This is a genomic window from Streptomyces sp. CS113 (assembly GCF_002188365.1).
GTDB lineage: Bacteria > Actinomycetota > Actinomycetes > Streptomycetales > Streptomycetaceae > Streptomyces > Streptomyces tendae.
This window is the reverse complement of sequence record NZ_KZ195574.1, coordinates 5,404,419-5,419,003: the sequence shown is the minus strand read 5'-3', so window position 1 is coordinate 5,419,003 and position 14,585 is coordinate 5,404,419. Positions and strand designations below refer to the sequence as shown.

General features: G+C 73.5%; 14 protein-coding genes. 9 read left to right on the top strand and 5 right to left on the bottom strand.

All coding sequences use genetic code 11. The features are described from left to right. Positions 1-115 precede the first annotated feature (115 nt). Positions 116-2,770 (top strand): hypothetical protein, encoded by a 2,655-nt coding sequence (locus B9W62_RS24185; RefSeq protein WP_256976563.1) that lies wholly within the window; start codon positions 116-118, stop codon positions 2,768-2,770. Between the two features lie 165 nt (positions 2,771-2,935). Here the strand turns inward: B9W62_RS24185 and B9W62_RS24180 are convergent, their stop codons facing one another. Continuing rightward, a complete protein-coding gene (locus B9W62_RS24180; RefSeq protein WP_087809121.1) occupies positions 2,936-3,829 on the bottom strand; it encodes an NmrA family NAD(P)-binding protein in 894 nt (297 codons plus the stop codon). Between the two features lie 144 nt (positions 3,830-3,973). On the opposite strand from B9W62_RS24180, the gene B9W62_RS24175 reads away from it, so the two are divergent. The 7 genes from B9W62_RS24175 (at position 3,974) to B9W62_RS24145 (ending at position 10,576) form a co-directional block, all read left to right on the top strand. Then, entirely contained in the window at positions 3,974-4,666 is a 693-nt protein-coding gene (locus tag B9W62_RS24175; protein WP_087809120.1) for a TetR/AcrR family transcriptional regulator, read from the top strand. 447 nt (positions 4,667-5,113) lie between these two features. Next, positions 5,114-6,736 carry an ATP-binding protein gene (locus B9W62_RS24170; protein WP_087809119.1) on the top strand — a complete coding sequence of 541 codons (1,623 nt, stop codon included), beginning with the start codon at positions 5,114-5,116 and terminating at the stop codon, positions 6,734-6,736. Between the two features lie 2 nt (positions 6,737-6,738). Beyond that, positions 6,739-7,161 (top strand): roadblock/LC7 domain-containing protein, encoded by a 423-nt coding sequence (locus tag B9W62_RS24165; protein WP_087809118.1) that lies wholly within the window; start codon positions 6,739-6,741, stop codon positions 7,159-7,161. Beyond that, complete coding sequence (locus B9W62_RS24160) at positions 7,158-7,511, top strand: DUF742 domain-containing protein (protein WP_087809117.1); 354 nt, start codon at positions 7,158-7,160, stop codon at positions 7,509-7,511. Before B9W62_RS24165 ends, B9W62_RS24160 begins: the two co-directional genes overlap by 4 nt. After that, positions 7,489-8,109 (top strand): GTP-binding protein, encoded by a 621-nt coding sequence (locus tag B9W62_RS24155; protein WP_179235638.1) that lies wholly within the window; start codon positions 7,489-7,491, stop codon positions 8,107-8,109. The genes B9W62_RS24160 and B9W62_RS24155 overlap by 23 nt, the downstream gene beginning before the upstream one ends. Beyond that, on the top strand, positions 8,106-9,338 hold the full coding sequence (locus tag B9W62_RS24150) for a cytochrome P450 (RefSeq protein WP_087809116.1): 1,233 nt from the start codon (positions 8,106-8,108) through the stop codon (positions 9,336-9,338). Before B9W62_RS24155 ends, B9W62_RS24150 begins: the two co-directional genes overlap by 4 nt. 11 nt (positions 9,339-9,349) lie before the next feature. Next, on the top strand, positions 9,350-10,576 hold the full coding sequence (locus B9W62_RS24145; RefSeq protein ID WP_087809115.1) for a cytochrome P450 family protein: 1,227 nt from the start codon (positions 9,350-9,352) through the stop codon (positions 10,574-10,576). A gap of 69 nt (positions 10,577-10,645) precedes the next feature. On the opposite strand, the gene B9W62_RS24140 is transcribed toward B9W62_RS24145, so the two are convergent. Both B9W62_RS24140 and B9W62_RS24135 read right to left on the bottom strand, forming a co-directional pair. Next, positions 10,646-11,119, bottom strand: a complete 474-nt coding sequence (locus B9W62_RS24140; protein ID WP_087809114.1) for a carboxymuconolactone decarboxylase family protein — start codon at positions 11,117-11,119, stop codon at positions 10,646-10,648. A 109-nt stretch (positions 11,120-11,228) separates the two neighbouring features. Continuing rightward, positions 11,229-12,113 carry an alpha/beta fold hydrolase gene (locus tag B9W62_RS24135; RefSeq protein ID WP_087809113.1) on the bottom strand — a complete coding sequence of 295 codons (885 nt, stop codon included), beginning with the start codon at positions 12,111-12,113 and terminating at the stop codon, positions 11,229-11,231. 173 nt (positions 12,114-12,286) lie between these two features. On the opposite strand from B9W62_RS24135, the gene B9W62_RS24130 reads away from it, so the two are divergent. Next, positions 12,287-12,589 (top strand): hypothetical protein, encoded by a 303-nt coding sequence (locus tag B9W62_RS24130; protein ID WP_087809112.1) that lies wholly within the window; start codon positions 12,287-12,289, stop codon positions 12,587-12,589. Between the two features lie 16 nt (positions 12,590-12,605). Here B9W62_RS24130 and B9W62_RS24125 read toward each other — a convergent pair whose 3' ends face one another. Both B9W62_RS24125 and B9W62_RS24120 read right to left on the bottom strand, forming a co-directional pair. Next, a complete protein-coding gene (locus tag B9W62_RS24125; RefSeq protein WP_087809111.1) occupies positions 12,606-12,965 on the bottom strand; it encodes a VOC family protein in 360 nt (119 codons plus the stop codon). Positions 12,966-13,022: 57 nt separating this feature from the next. Next, positions 13,023-14,537: an MFS transporter gene (locus B9W62_RS24120; RefSeq protein WP_087809110.1), complete on the bottom strand. Its 1,515-nt coding sequence runs from the start codon at positions 14,535-14,537 to the stop codon at positions 13,023-13,025. Positions 14,538-14,585: the final 48 nt, after the last annotated feature.

The window sequence follows — 14,585 nt, the reverse complement described above, 5'->3', positions numbered from 1 at the left end:
CCGGCCGCCGATGTGTTCCGCTCCGTCCGCGGAGTGTTTCCCCGCCGCACCCCTGCTGTTCGCCGTGCCTGGCTACCTTCGCGTGGCCCGGTCCGGCCGCAGGAGAGGTATGTCCATGAGCGCCCCTGTCCACCGCACCTCCGAACGGTCCTCCGCAGCCGCCCTCGCATCGGCCCGGGAGCGTCGGGAGGAAGGCCGGACGGGACGTTCTTCCGGGTCCCGGACCTCGGCGGAGCAGGCCTTCCTCGGCCTCCAGTCCAGCGCCGGCAACCAGGCGGCGGCCGCCACGGTGCAGCGCGCCCGGGGCAGGAGCCTGGAACGGGCCCCTGGAGCCGACGCGGCCCGCCCCGGTTCGGCGCCCGGCGACCGGCGCGACCCCGCCGGCCGCACCCGGCGCGGCTCCGACTCCGGCACCCAGGGCATGGAGGTCGACCCGGCCCTGCGGGAGCAGGCCACCACCGCGCGGCGCACCGCCCTCGCGGCCCGGTTCCCTCCCTCGGGCCGCACCCGGCGCGGCTCCGACACCGACACCCGGCCCGGCCCCGCCGGTCCCGCCCGGCGCGGCTCCGAGGCCGGCACCCGGGGCATGGAGGCCGACCCCGCCCTGCGGGAGCAGGCCGCCGCCGCGCGGCGCGCCGCCGAGGAGAAGGCGGCAGCCGAGGAAGCGGCGGAGACCCGGCGGCGCGTGCGCGCGGGGGCGGAAGCGACCGCGGCGACCGCGCGGAACCGCACCACGGCGAAGAAGGTGGCAGGGGAAGCCGCGGCCAAAGCGGCGCGGCTGCGTGAAGAGGCGGAAGCAGTCGCGGCGGAAGCGGCGGAGATCGAGCGACGCCGGCGCGCGGGAGCGGAAGCGGCGGCGGCCAAGGCCCGGGAGCGTATCGCGGCGGCCGAAGCGGCAGCGGCCGAGGAAGACCGGCTGCGCCGCGCGGCGGAAGCGGCAGCCGCCGAAGAGGAGCGGCGCCGCCGTCTCGAGGAAGAAGCCGCGGCGGCGCACACCGCCGTCGAAGAGGAGGAAGAGGCACACTCCGCCGTCGAGGCGGTGACGCTCACCCCCGAGGAACGCGCGGCCAGGGACGCACGCCTCGCCGAACTCGCGGCCCGCTTCGCCCCGTCGGGCCGCACGCGTCGCGGCTCGGACCTCGACATCCGGCCCGAGCCCGCCGACCTCACCCGACGCGGCTCCGAATCCGGCCTCCGACACGTGGAGGTCGGCACCGGTCCCTGGGAACGCATCGGCACGACCGCCACCGAGGAAGCGGCACCGCCCGCCGAGACGGGTGCGCCTCCCTCCGAGACGGTGGCTCCTCCCTCCGAGACGGTGGCGCCTCCCGCCGAGGAGGAGGAAGCACGCCGCTCCGAGGAACGCGCCGCCGCCGACACCAGAGCGGAGGTCAGGAGTGATCGCCTGAAGGCGGTCGCCGAGAACGCGGACCAGGGGAAGCGGCTCCTCGATCCCACGGACGCCCTGGCCAAGGGTGTCCAGGCCCCGACCGCCGCGGGCCTCGGCCAGGAGGCCACCGAGATGACCGCCAACGCCCCGAAGCCGGACACCGGCGGCGGGACGGGCGCCGAAGCCCTGAAGCACGACGCCTCCGCGACGGGGGTCTCCGGCGCATCGCTGAGCGCTGTCACGGAACTCCTGTCCTTCGGAGCCAGCGTCGCGGATTCGTTCAGGAACCTGAGGACGGCCCTGAGCAAGGGCAGCGGGGCCGGCTACCACAACGCGCACAAGAAGGGGAAGACCAAGGCGACCGACGCGGGCATGAGCGTCGCCAGTACGGGCGCCAACGCCGGCACCATCGCCAAGGAAGCGGTCAAGTTGCAGGGGGTGGCAAGCACCGCGGCCTCCGCCGAGGCGAGCGGTGTGCTCAGCGGCGTCGCCGGTGTGGCCAAGAGCGTCCGGGCCGCTTTCAAGTCCAAGGGTGCGCTCGAGAAGATCCACGGTCTGAGCCGGCTCAAGAAGGCCAACGCAGCCCACTCCCAGCGGCTGCTCCGACTGGAGGCCGAGGCCAACACCGCCGAGCTCAACGCCCGTTTCGCCCGCGAGGCCGTGGAGCGGGCGAGGAACGACCGCGAGGGCCGTACGGAGGATCAGTGGGCGGCGGGCATCAGGGCCGCCGGGGCCGCGTACGAGCAGGTGGCCCTGGTCGAGGCCCGGGCCAAGGCCGACTTCCTCAGTCACGCGCGGGACCTGGAGGACCTGAACTTCGCCACGAATCTCGCGAAGAGCAGGAAGGTCAGCCAGGCGGTCAAGGAAATGGGGGGCGGCGTCATGGGCGAGGGCCTCAAGGGCGCGGGCGGCATCGCCACCGTGGCCATCGTCGCCACCGGGGCCCTGGCGTCCAACCCCGCGGGCTGGATCACTGCCGCGGTAGGGGCGGGCCTCGTCCTCACCACCGCCGCCTACAAGGGAGGCAGTGCGGCCTACGGACGCTTCCAGGAGGCCCACCACCCCGAGCTGTACACGCCGGAGGGCGAGCCGATACCGACGGCCAAGGACGCCGGGGACTCGCTGCTGCACGCCATGAAGTTCTGGAAGAAGATCACGAGGTACAAGCGCCAGCTGGCGGCGCACAAGATCTACAACATGGTCTCGCGTGAGAACACCGATCCCGCCCTGCGCGCCTCCGCCCTGCAATTGCTGACCCTGATCAAGGCCGGTCACACGGACCACAAGATGGAACGGGACGAGTGGGAGGAAAGCCTCAGGCAACCGGCGAAGAAAGCCGACTGGATCAAGGAGATCACGGACCAGCTCGCCTCCAGTTGAGGACGCGGCGGGGCGGGAGCAGGGGGAAAGCAGGCGATGCGGGCCCCCTGCCCCCGGCCCGCTCGGCCGCCCCGCTCGGCCGCCCCGCTCGGCTGCCCCGGTCAGCCGGGCCAGTCAGCCGGGCAGCCCGGTCAGCCGCCCCGGTCAGCCGGGTCGCCGGCCCGCTCAGCCGTCGGACGGCTGCTCGCCCGGCGCCTCCCGCAGCGCCTCGCCCAGCACCTCCCGCATGCCGGCCGGCTCCCGGCCCAGCAGCGCGGCGAGCGCCGGGTCGGCCGTGGCGAACTCGCCGGCGCGGGCGGCGGCGAAGATGCCCAGGAACTGGTCGGCGTAGGGCGCGGGAACGCCCTGGGCCACCAACCGGTCGCGGAAGGCGGCCTCGGGGGCGGTGCTCCTCGTGAACCGCCGGCCCGTCACCTCGGACGCCAGGGCCGCGATGTCGTCGAAGGTCAGGGCCCGCGAGGCGGTGAGGGGCGGGGTGGGACCCTCGAAGCGGCCCTCGTCGGCCAGGACGGCGGCGGCCGCCTCGGCGAGGTCGGCGTGCGTGGTCCAGGCGACCGGGCCGTCCGCGGGGAGCAGGATCTCGCCGGTCTCCCGGGCGTGGTCGAGGAAGCGCGTCGCGCTGGCGGCGTAGAAGCCGTTGCGCAGCGACGTGAAGGGGACTCCGCAGCCGCGCAGGATCTCCTCGGTGGCGGCGTGGTCGCGGCAGGCCTGGAAGTGGGAGGCCGCACCGGCGCCCATCTGGCTGGTGTAGAGGACGCGGCGGGCACCCGCCGTGACGGCCGCCTCGATCGCGGTGCGGTGCTGCTTGACGCACTCCTCGCCGAGTTTGTCCACGGAGACGACGAGGACCTGGGAGGCGCCCTCGAAGGCGTGGGCGAGGCTCTCGGCGTCCGCGAAGTCGCCCCCGCGCACCCGCACCCCCTGGCCGGCGAAGGTCCGCGCCCGCGGACTGCCGGGGTCGCGGACGCTGACGCCGACCTGTTCCGCGGGCACGCGGGTGAGCAGGTGTCCGACGATCCGACGGCCCAGCTGTCCGGTGGCTCCGGTCACGATGATCATGGCTCGCTCCAGTGCTCGGGCGCTTGCGCACACGGGTGCTCATGGGTGTGTTTCCGTTGCTCCGCCGGAAGTGTTTCCAGTGGAAGCACTTTCACGGTAACACCGATAATTCCGATGAGTACACGGCTGCGATATCGTTGATACATGTCCTCTCGTTCCGACCGGACCCGGCAGCGGGTCATCGAGGCCGCCATCGGTCTGCTGACGCGCGGCGGCCGCGACGCCGTCACCACCCGCGCGGTCGCCGAGGCGGCGGGACTGCAACCGCCGGCCATCTACCGGCTGTTCGGCGACAAGGACGGGCTGCTCGACGCGGTCGCCGAGCACGGCTTCGCGAGCTTCCTCGCCGCCAAGCACGTCGATCCCGACCCGCGGGACCCCATCGAGGACCTGCGGGACGGCTGGGACCTGGCGGTCGAGTTCGGTCTGGCCAATCCCGCGCTGTACACGCTGATGTACACCGAACCCGCGCGGACGGGTTCGGCCGCCTTCAAGACCGGCATGGAGATCCTGATGGGCCGCATGCGGCGGCTCGCGGCCGGCGGATGGCTCCGCGTGGATGAGGAGCTGGCGGCCCAGATCATCCACGCCACGGCCCGCGGCGCGGTGCTCACCTGGCTGTCCCTGCCCGAGGACCGGCGCGACCCGGCCCTGTTCACCACCCTGCGCGAGTCCATGGTCGCCGCCGTCACCCACGAGCGCCCGGCCGTGCGGGACGCCGGTCCTGCGGGCGCCGCCCGCGCGCTGCGCGCCACCCTCCCCGAGCAGACGGCGCTCAGCGAGGCGGAGCAGCGGCTGCTGGGCGAGTGGCTGAAGCGCCTCGCCGACGGCGGCTGAGTCCCCGCCGGAGCCCGTGACCGGCCTCTACCAGTGCGCCGCCCGGCAGACCAACTACCTTTTCGGCCAAAGGAGTTCGGGCGTCATCGGCGCATTTTTCGCGTCAAACCCCCGACGCTTCCCGGTCGTCGTCACGAGACCGACACAACGCGTGAGCACGACCTGAGCACAAGCGGTAGGGTCCCTTCCCGAACGTCGAACGCCGGTCGTGGATACGGGAGTTCGAGGCGCCTCGGGATACGCGGTCCCGTGCCGTTTCGAGTCCGCGTCACCGGCGCGCCCCCTGCTTCGTACCGGCCCTCGCGTGTTCCCGGGAGATCCATGTCGTGCGCCTTCGCCGTCCTCCGCAGCGCTGCTGACTCCGCAGCACGGGGTGGCCGCGGAAGACACCGGTCCGCTCCGGCCCGCTGAGAGCCCGATCGACGGCTTCCGATCCGTGAGGACCAGATGACTGAACTGATAGTGACCGCCACCGCCGTGCTGGCGGTGGCCGCAGTCGGGGCCGCGTGGTACTTCCGGCGCAAGGGGGAGCAGGCCCGGCGCCGGGCCGAGCAGCTGCGCGAGCACGCCGACCGGCTCACCCTGCAACTCGTCGCGGCCGAGCAGTGCGTGGGACACCTCGCGGCCACCGTGATCCCGGCGGCGGCGAAGAGCGGGCAGGACGACGCGGGCCCCGCGGGCGGGCTGCCCGTACCGGCGCAGCTCGACGGGACGCCGCTCGCCGAGCGGCTGCGTGCCGTACCCGGCGCGGTGGCCGCGGCGGTGGGGGACGCGAGGGCGCAGGAGCGGGCGGCCGCCGAGCGGGCCACGGCGCACGCCGCCGACCTGGTGCGGCAGGACACGGAGCGGCAGATCGCCCAGGTGCGGCGCGAGTCCGTCGGCGTGGCCCGGGCCGCCGTGCGCGGCTTCGCCAACAACGTCGTGGCCCGGTCGGCGCGGCTGGGCCGGGCCGTCAGCCAGGGCGTACGGCGGCACATCTCGGACGAGGCGTACGCCACGCTCGTGGAGATCGACCACCTCGCGCAGCAGATGCTGCTCACCGCGTCGGGGTACTCCGTACTCGCCGGGGACAAGCTGTCCCGGCGCTGGCCCGCCACCACGTTGACCGACATCGTGCGGGCGGCCATGGGCCGGATCGAGGGGTACGAGCGGATCAAGCACCCCGAGATGGGGTCGGTGGTGGTCGAGGGCCGCGCCGTGGAGGCCGTCGTGCACGCGCTCGCCGTGCTGCTGGACAACGCGCTGCGCTACTCGCCGCCCGCCGCCAGTGTCCACGTCTCGCTGGAGCAGGGGCACCACGCCTGCTTCCTGATCGTGGACGACGCCGGACTGCGCATGGACGACGAGCGGCTGCTGTGGGCCAGCGACGTGATGTCCGGCGAACAGCGCGACGACATCACGCGGCTGGGCGCCCACCCCCAGACCGGGTTGCGCGTGGCGTCCCTGCTGGCGGAGAGCTACGGCTTCCGCGTCGAACTGACCGCGCCCAACATCTACCAGGGGACCCGGGCCATGGTCGTCCTGCCGAAGAACCTGATCGTCGACCCGGGGTCGGCCCAGCCGGTGCCGCAGGCGGTGTCCCGGGCGGCGGCGCCGACGACCGCCGCGCAGGGGACGGACCGGATCATGGAACGGGCCGAAGGGCGGGGCGAGGAGCGGGCCGACGAGCAGGGCGCGTCCACGCCCTCCCCGGCGCCCGCGACGCCCGCGATGCCCGCGATGCCCGCGACGCCAACGGCGCCCCCCGCGCCCGCCGCGTCCCTCACGCCCGCCGTCGAGCCGGTGCCCGAGCCCCTCGCCCCGCCCGCCGCGGCCGCCCCCTCGGCCACCACCGCCAGCGGCCTGACCGTCCGCCGGCGCTCCACCGCGCCCGCCCCCGCGCGCCGTCCCGCCGCCCCCGACGACACCGAGCCCGGCCGTCCCGCCGTCGCCGCCGCCTGGGCGGCCGGCACCCGCCGCGGCCGGGAAGGGGAGCAGCCCTCGCCGGCCGCCGCCGACGCCACCCGTACCGCCGGCCACAGCGCCGCCCGCACCACCCCCCACGACGCCGCTGACGACGAAGGACTCTGATCGTGCAAGACACACACACCAACAGCCTGGGCTGGCTGCTGGACCAGGAACTCGGCAGCGTCGAGGGCGTCCGGTACGCCGTGCTGATGAGCAGCGACGGGCTGCTGAAGGCCCGTACGCAGACGATCGGCCAGGACGACGGGGAGAAGTTCGCCGCGCTGACGGCGGCGCTGCGCGCGGCGGGCAAGGCCTGGGACGAGTTCACCGGCGGCGCGGGGATGCGGCAGCTGCTGATCGAGTCGGTCGGCTGCATCGGCCTGACGACGACCGCCGCGAAGAACACCATGCTGTCGGTGTGCACGACCGGCCCCGACGCCGACGTCGGGCTGATCTCGCACCACATGGTGCGGCTCGCCACCCGGGTGGGGCACGAGCTGGCCACGGAGGAGCGCGTGCCCGTAGCGGACGGCGGCTCACCGGTATGAGCGGGCCGCGGCGCGATCCCGACATGGTCCGGCCCTACGTCCGCACCCAGGGCCGGATCCGCGCGCGCGAGGACGTGCGCCTGGAGAGCGTGGTCATCGCCGCGACCGGTCCCACCGACACCCTCGGCCCGGACGCCCGCCGGGTGATGCGGCTGTTCGCCGGCGCGGACGGCGGCCTGGCCGTCGCCGACATCGCCGCCGCGCTGGAGCTGCCGCCCTCCACGGTGCGCATCCTCGTCTCCTCGCTGATGGACTCCGGCCACCTCTCCAGCCCGGTCGCCGCGATCGACGACCAGCCCGACTTCGACCTGCTGCAGGAGGTACTCCGTGGACTTCGCTCCCTCGTCTGACCGGGCCGTCACCTACGTCCCCGCCACGGTGACCCGGTCGGCCAAGATCGTGGTCGCGGGCGGCTTCGGCGTCGGCAAGACGACGCTGATCGGCAGCGTCTCGGAGGTGCGGCCGCTGCGGATGGAGGAGCCGATCACGCAGGCCAGCGCCGGCGTGGACGACCTGCGCGGCACCCCGCACAAGACGACGACCACCGTGGCGATGGACTTCGGCCGCATCCACATGGCGGGCGGGCGGATCGCGCTGTACCTGTTCGGGCTGCCCGGGCAGTCCCGCTTCCAGCCGCTGTGGGAGGACCTGGCCGAGGGCGCCCTCGGCTGCCTGGTCCTGGCCGACACCCGCGACCTCGACGCCTCCCACGACGCCCTCGGTCTGCTGGACGGCGCGGGCATCCCGTACGCCGTCGCCATCAACACCTTCCCCGGCGCGCCCGCCTACCCGGAGGCCGAGCTGCGCGAGGCGCTGGCCCTGGACCCGGCCACCCCGCTGACGCACTGCGACGCCCGCGACCGCACCTCCTCCCTGCACGCCCTGATCACGCTCACGGAGTACCTCTCCGAGCACCGTTCAGCCGCCCTCCTGGAGACCCGCCGATGACGCTGCCCTCCGCCGAGACCGCACCGGCCGGTCCGTCGGGCCGGATCGCCCTGTACGCCCCGGAGTTCGCCGCCGACCCGCACGCCGCCTACCGGCGCATGCGCCGCACCCACGGTCCGCTGGTCCCGGTGGACCTGGCGCCCGGCGTGCCCGCGACCCTGGTGATCGGCTACTACCAGGCCCGCCGCATCCTGAACGACCCGCTGCACTTCCCGGCCGACCCGCGGGCCTGGGAGAAGCTGATCCCGGCGACCTGCCCGGTGCGGCCGATGATGGAGTGGCGGCCCAACGCGCTGCGCTCGGGCGGCGCCGAGCACGCCCGCTACCGGGCGGCGAACACCCACGCCATCGACCAGGTCGACCAGCACGGGCTGCGCGCCCTGGTCGAGCAGGTCGCCGACGGCGCCATCGACGGGTTCCGCGCCACCGGCTCGGCGGACCTGCTCACCCAGTACTCCTTCCCCATCGCCTTCCGGGTGCTGAGCGCGCTGCTGGGCTGCCCGGACGAGATCGGGCAGCGCATCGCCGACGGCATGGCGAAGATCTTCGACACCACCAACGCCGATCAGGGCAACGTGATCCTCGCGCAGGCCGTGTCCGACCTCGTGACCCTGCGCCGGACCCACCCGGGCGACGACATCACCTCCCGGCTGGCCCTGCACCCCGTCGAGCTGAGCGACGAGGAGATGAGCCATCAGCTCGTCACGCTCTACGGCGCCGGGATCGAACCCATGACCAACCTGATCAGCAACACGATCCTGAAGATCCTCACCGACGAGGAGTTCTCCGCGGACCTGCACGCCGGTCTGTCCACGGTGCGCGACGCGCTCGACGCCGTCCTCTACACCGACCCGCCGATGGCCAACTACTGCATCTCCTATCCCCCGTACCCCGTCGACGTGGAGGGCGTGCTGCTGCCGGCCGACCAGCCGGTGGTGATCTCGATGGCGGCCGCGAACAACGACCCGGCCCTCACCGAGGGCGTGCCCCAGGGACAGAGCGCCGGCAACCGCGCCCACCTGGCCTGGAGCATCGGCCCGCACACCTGCCCCGCCCGCTCGCACGCCTACCTCATCGCCGAGACCGCGGTCACCCACCTGCTGGACGCGCTGCCGGAGACGGACCTGGCCCGCCCCCTCGACGAACTGACCTGGCGCCCGGGCCCGTTCCACCGCGCCCTCGAATCCCTGCCCGTCACCTTCCCCGCCGCGCAACCCGCCGCACACTAAGGAGCCAGGTCATGGCGACCCAGCAGCCCGTCCTCGTCCTCGACCCCACCGGCGCCGATCACCACGCCGAGCACCGCGCCCTGCGGGAGGGCGGCCCGGCCACCCGGGTGGACGTCCTCGGGGTCCAGGCCTGGTCGGTCAGCGACCCCGTCCTCCTGAAACAGCTCCTGACCAGCCCCGCCGTCTCCAAGGACGCCCGGGCGCACTGGCCCGCCTTCGGCGAGGTGGTCGGCACCTGGCCGCTGGCCCTGTGGGTGGCGGTGGAGAACATGTTCACCGCGTACGGGCCGGACCACCGCAAGCTGCGCCGGCTGGTGGCGCCCGCCTTCAGCGCCCGCCGTGTCGACGCGATGCGGCCGGCCGTCGAGGGCATGGTGACCGGGCTCGTCGACCGGCTCGCGCAGCTGCCCGCCGGCGAGCCGGTGGATCTGCGCCAGGAGCTGGCCTATCCGCTGCCCATCGCGGTGATCGGTCATCTGATGGGCGTGCCCGAGGACCGGCGCGACGGCTTCCGCGCCCTGGTGGACGGCGTCTTCGACACCACCCTGGACCAGGCCGAGGCGCAGGCCAACACCGCGCGCCTGTACGAGGTCCTCGACCAGCTCATCGCGGCCAAGCGCGCCACCCCGGGCGACGACATGACGTCCCTGCTCATCGCCGCGCGGGACGACGAGGGGGACGGCGACCGCCTCTCCCCCGAGGAGCTGCGCGACACCCTGCTGCTGATGATCAGCGCCGGGTACGAGACCACCGTCAACGTCATCGACCAGGCCGTGCACACCCTGCTGACCCGCCCCGACCAGCTCGCGCTGGTCCGCAAGGGCGAAGTCACCTGGGGGGACGTGGTGGAGGAGACGCTGCGCCACGAACCGGCGGTCAAGCACCTGCCGCTGCGGTACGCGGTCACGGACGTCGCCCTGCCGGACGGGCGGACCATCGCCCGCGGGGAGGCGATCCTCGCCTCGTACGCCGCCGCCAACCGCCACCCCGGCTGGCACGAGGACGCCGACACCTTCGACGCGACCCGCACGCTCAAGGAGCACCTCGCCTTCGGTCACGGCGTCCACTTCTGCCTGGGCGCACCGCTGGCCCGCATGGAGGTGACCCTCGCGCTGGAGAGCCTCTTCGGCCGCTTCCCGGACATCCGCCTCGCCGATCCGGCCGAGGAGCTGCCGCCGGTGCCCTCGCTGATCAGCAACGGCCACCAGCGGCTCCCGGTCCTGCTGCACGCCGGCTGAGCGGCGGGCGACGGGACCGGGCGGCCGGGCACGACGGCGCGGGGGGGGGCCGGCGCGGGGGTGCAGGCGTCAGCCGAACATCCCCGGCCGGTAGTCCCCGGCCGGCTGCTGGGTGATCACGTTCAGGCGGTTGTAGGTGTTGATGACGGCGATCAGTCCGACGAGGGCGATGAGCTGCTCCTCGTCGTAGTGCTTCGCCGCGTTCGCCCAGGCCTCGTCGGTGACGCCGCCGGAGGCGTCCGCGATGCGGGTGCCCTGCTCGGTGAGTTCCAGGGCGGCGCGCTCGGCGTCGGTGAACACCTTGGCCTCCCGCCAGGCGGCGATCAGGTTCAGGCGCAGCGAGGTCTCCCCGGCCTCCGCGGCGTCCTTGGTGTGCATGTCGAGGCAGAAGCCGCAGCCGTTGATCTGGCTGGCGCGGATCTTGACCAGTTCCTGGGTCGCGGCCGGCAGCGCCGAGTCGCCGACGGCCTTGCCGGCGGAGTTGATGTGCCGCAGCAGCTTGCCGGCGAGCGGGTTGCTGAAGAGGTTGAGACGCGCTTCCATGGTGGGTCCTCCGTCGTCGCTTGTCCGGCCCCTTGGCCGTACACCGCTACGACGGATGCCGGCGGCGCGATGTGACAGGCCGGTGCGCGACCCGCTTGTGACCTGCGTCTCACCCGCCGGCGGTCGTGCGTTCCAGCAGCCGGCCCAGTGCCCGGGTCACGGCGTCGGGGCGTTCGTCCATCACCCAGTGGCCGGCGTCGTCCAGCATCGTCAGCTCGGCGCGGGGCACGGTCCCGGCCAGCTCGGTGGCGATCGCCGGGCTCAGGTAGGGGTCCGCGCGGCCCCAGACGACCGCCGTCGGGCAGGTGATGTCGCGCAGGCGGCGGCGCAGTCCGGGGCGGGCCGGGGTGCGGTACTGGCCGAAGTAGTGGAGCAGCCAGCGGCGGCCCTCGGGCGTGGCCATCCAGTCGACGTAGCCGTCCAGGAGGTGCGGGTCGAGGTGCCCGGCGCGCACCAGCGGCGCGAAGGACCGGCGGTGCAGGGCGGCGTACGGCAGGTGCAGCGCCGGGCGGCGGAGCAGGGGCCTGCTTCCGAGGAGGCCGAGCAGGCTGAAGACGGCGTACCAGCGGGGGGTGAAGGTGGCGTGCGCGCGGCTGTTGAGGAGCGCCAGCCTGCGGACCCGGCCGGGGTGGTCCTCGGTGAAGCCGACGGCGAGGAAGCCGCCGTAGTCGTGGCCGGCCAGGTTCACCGAGTCCAGCTCCAGCGCGTCGAGGAGCCGGCCGAGCCGGGCGACCTCCGTGTCGTAGTCGAAGGACAGGTGCAGGGGGCGGTCGGAGGCGCCCCAGCCGAGGAGGTCCGGCGTGATGACCCGGTACCGGACCGACAGCGGCGGCACCTGGTGGCGCCAGCTGCGGTGGTCGGCGGGGTAGCCGTGCAGGAGCAGTACGGGCTCGGCGTCCGGTGGTCCCGACTCCCAGCAGGCGAGGCGGGCGCCGTCCACCGTGACCGTCCGGGGGCGGGCCGGGCCGTAGGTGCCGGGGCGCTGGGTGGTCATCGGTCTCCTCCGGGGGTGGCTCGTCTCCCTGCTCGTCTCCCCAACGGAGCGCATACCCGCAAGTGTCACGATCAGGGCTCGGTGTTCGGCCGAAAGAGGCGGGGATTAGCCTCGGTCCCGACAAGTCGGTACGGCCGGAGCCGGTCCGGCCGGGCGCGGAGCAGGAGGCACAGATGGCGAAGGTTCCCAGCGCGGTGGTCGCCGCGAGCGGTCTCGTCGGCGGGTACGGAGTGGCCCGCTGGACGAAGAAGCGGCAGCTCGGCGGGGCCGTGCTGGCCGTCGCCGGGGCCGCCGCGGCACAGCAGTGGCGGGCCCGGGCCGGCGGGCGGGCCGCGGGCGCGCTGACGGCGGCGTACGTCGCCGGGTTCGCCGGGTCGCACCCGCTGGCCAAGAAGGTGGGCGCCTGGCCCGCCGTGTTCGGTACGGCGGGCGCGGTGGCCCTGGTCTCGTGGGCGGTCGCCGACCGGCGCGCCTGACCGCCGGCGGTGCGGGTCAGGAGTGGTGGGTGAGCACGTTGATCACCCGGCCGTTCGGGTCGCGCACGAAGAAGCGCCGTACGCCCCAGTCCTCGTCCCGCGGCTCCCGTACGATCTCGGCGCCCGAGGCGACCACCTGGTCGTAGACCGCGTCGACGTCCTCGACCTCGACGCTCAGGTCGGGGACGACGGGCGCGGTGCGCTCCTCGGTGAAGAGGCTGATCTGGGCGGTGGGGTTGGACGGGGAGGCCAGGGTCGTCACCCAGCCCATGTCCATCACCTCCTCGAAGCCGAGCAGGCCGTAGAACTCGCGGCTGGTGTTCCACTGCTCCTCGGCCTCGACGTGGATGTTGGGGACGATCCTGCGGATGCTCATCGGGGCTCCTCGACGTCTGGCGCCCGTACCGGTCGGGTCGGGTCGACGTGTGCGACGCTACGCGGTCCCGGCGCCCGGACCCGCCGTTCCGGGCGCATCGGGTGCCGCCGTCGACAGCGGTTCCGCGATGTCCTCCAGCGAGCGGCGTTCCGCCTTCACCGCGAGGAACGCGGCGACCAGACCGGCCGCGCACATCAGCCCGGCGCCGATCTGGAAGGCCAGGACCGTGTCGCCGACCACGCCGGACTCGGTCAGGTCGGCGAAGAGCAGCGGGCCGCTGATACCGCCGGCGGCGGTGCCGAGGGCGTAGAAGAAGGCGATGGCCATGGCGCGGGTCTCCATCGGGAAGATCTCGGAGACGGTCAGGTACGCGCTGGAGGCGCCCGCCGAGGCGAAGAACAGCACCACGCACCAGCAGGCCGTCATGGTCGTCGCCGTGAGCGAGCCCCGGTCGAAGAGCCAGGCCGTGCCGAAGAGCAGGATGCCGGAGATCAGATAGGTGCTGGAGATCATGATCCGGCGGCCGACGGTGTCGAAGAGGTGGCCGAGGAGCAGCGGGCCGCAGAAGTTGCCCGCGGCGATCACGGCGAAGTAGTAGCCGGTGCTGCCGGTCGGCACGTCGAAGAAGGTGATGAGGATGGTGCCGAAGCCGAAGGTGATCGCGTTGTAGAGGAAGGCCTGGCCGATGAAGAGGGACAGGCCGAGGACCGCGCGGCGCGGGTAGCGGCGGAAGACGGTCTTGGCGATCAGGCCGAAGCCGATGGACTTGCGCTGGTGGATGGTGATCTCGCCGGCCGGCGGCGGCAGCTTCTCGCCCTTCTCCTGCTCGATCTCCCGTTCGACGGAGGAGACGAGGGCGTCCGCCTTCTCGCCCTGGCCGTGGATGAACTGCCAGCGTGGGCTCTCCGGCACGTGCCGCCGCACCAGCAGCACCACCAGGCCCAGGACCACACCCAGGGCGAAGCTGAGCCGCCAGCCGAGGTCCTTGGCGAAGATGTCGGTGTCCAGCATCACGATCGACAGCAGGGCGCCGCCGATCGCGCCCAGCCAGTAGCTGCCGTTGATGATGAGGTCGACCCGGCCCCGGTAGGTGGAGGGGATCAGCTCGTCGATCGCCGAGTTGATCGCCGCGTACTCGCCGCCGATGCCGAAACCGGTGAGGAAGCGGAAGAGGAAGAACCACCAGGACTCGAAGGAGACCGCGGTCAGCGCGGTCGCCGCCAGATAGACCACCAGCGTGATCATGAACAGCTTCTTGCGGCCGTGCCGGTCGGTCAGCCAGCCGAAGAACAGCGCCCCGGAGCAGGCACCCGCCACGTACAGGGCGGCGGCCAGGCCGGTGATCTGGGCGGAGCTGATGTCCAGGCCGCTGCCGTCCTCGGCGATGCGCCCGGCGACGTTGCCGACGATCGTCACTTCCAGGCCGTCCAGGATCCAGACGGTGCCCAGTCCGATCACGATCATCCAGTGCCAGCGCGACCACGGCAGCCGGTCCAGGCGGGCGGGGACGGCCGTGGTGACCGTCCCGGTGGAGGCGGGCACCGAGCCCGACGACGACGCTTCTGCTGTCATGGCACCCCTCCGGCGGCTCTCCGTCGAGCGAACGCCTCACGTGTGCCC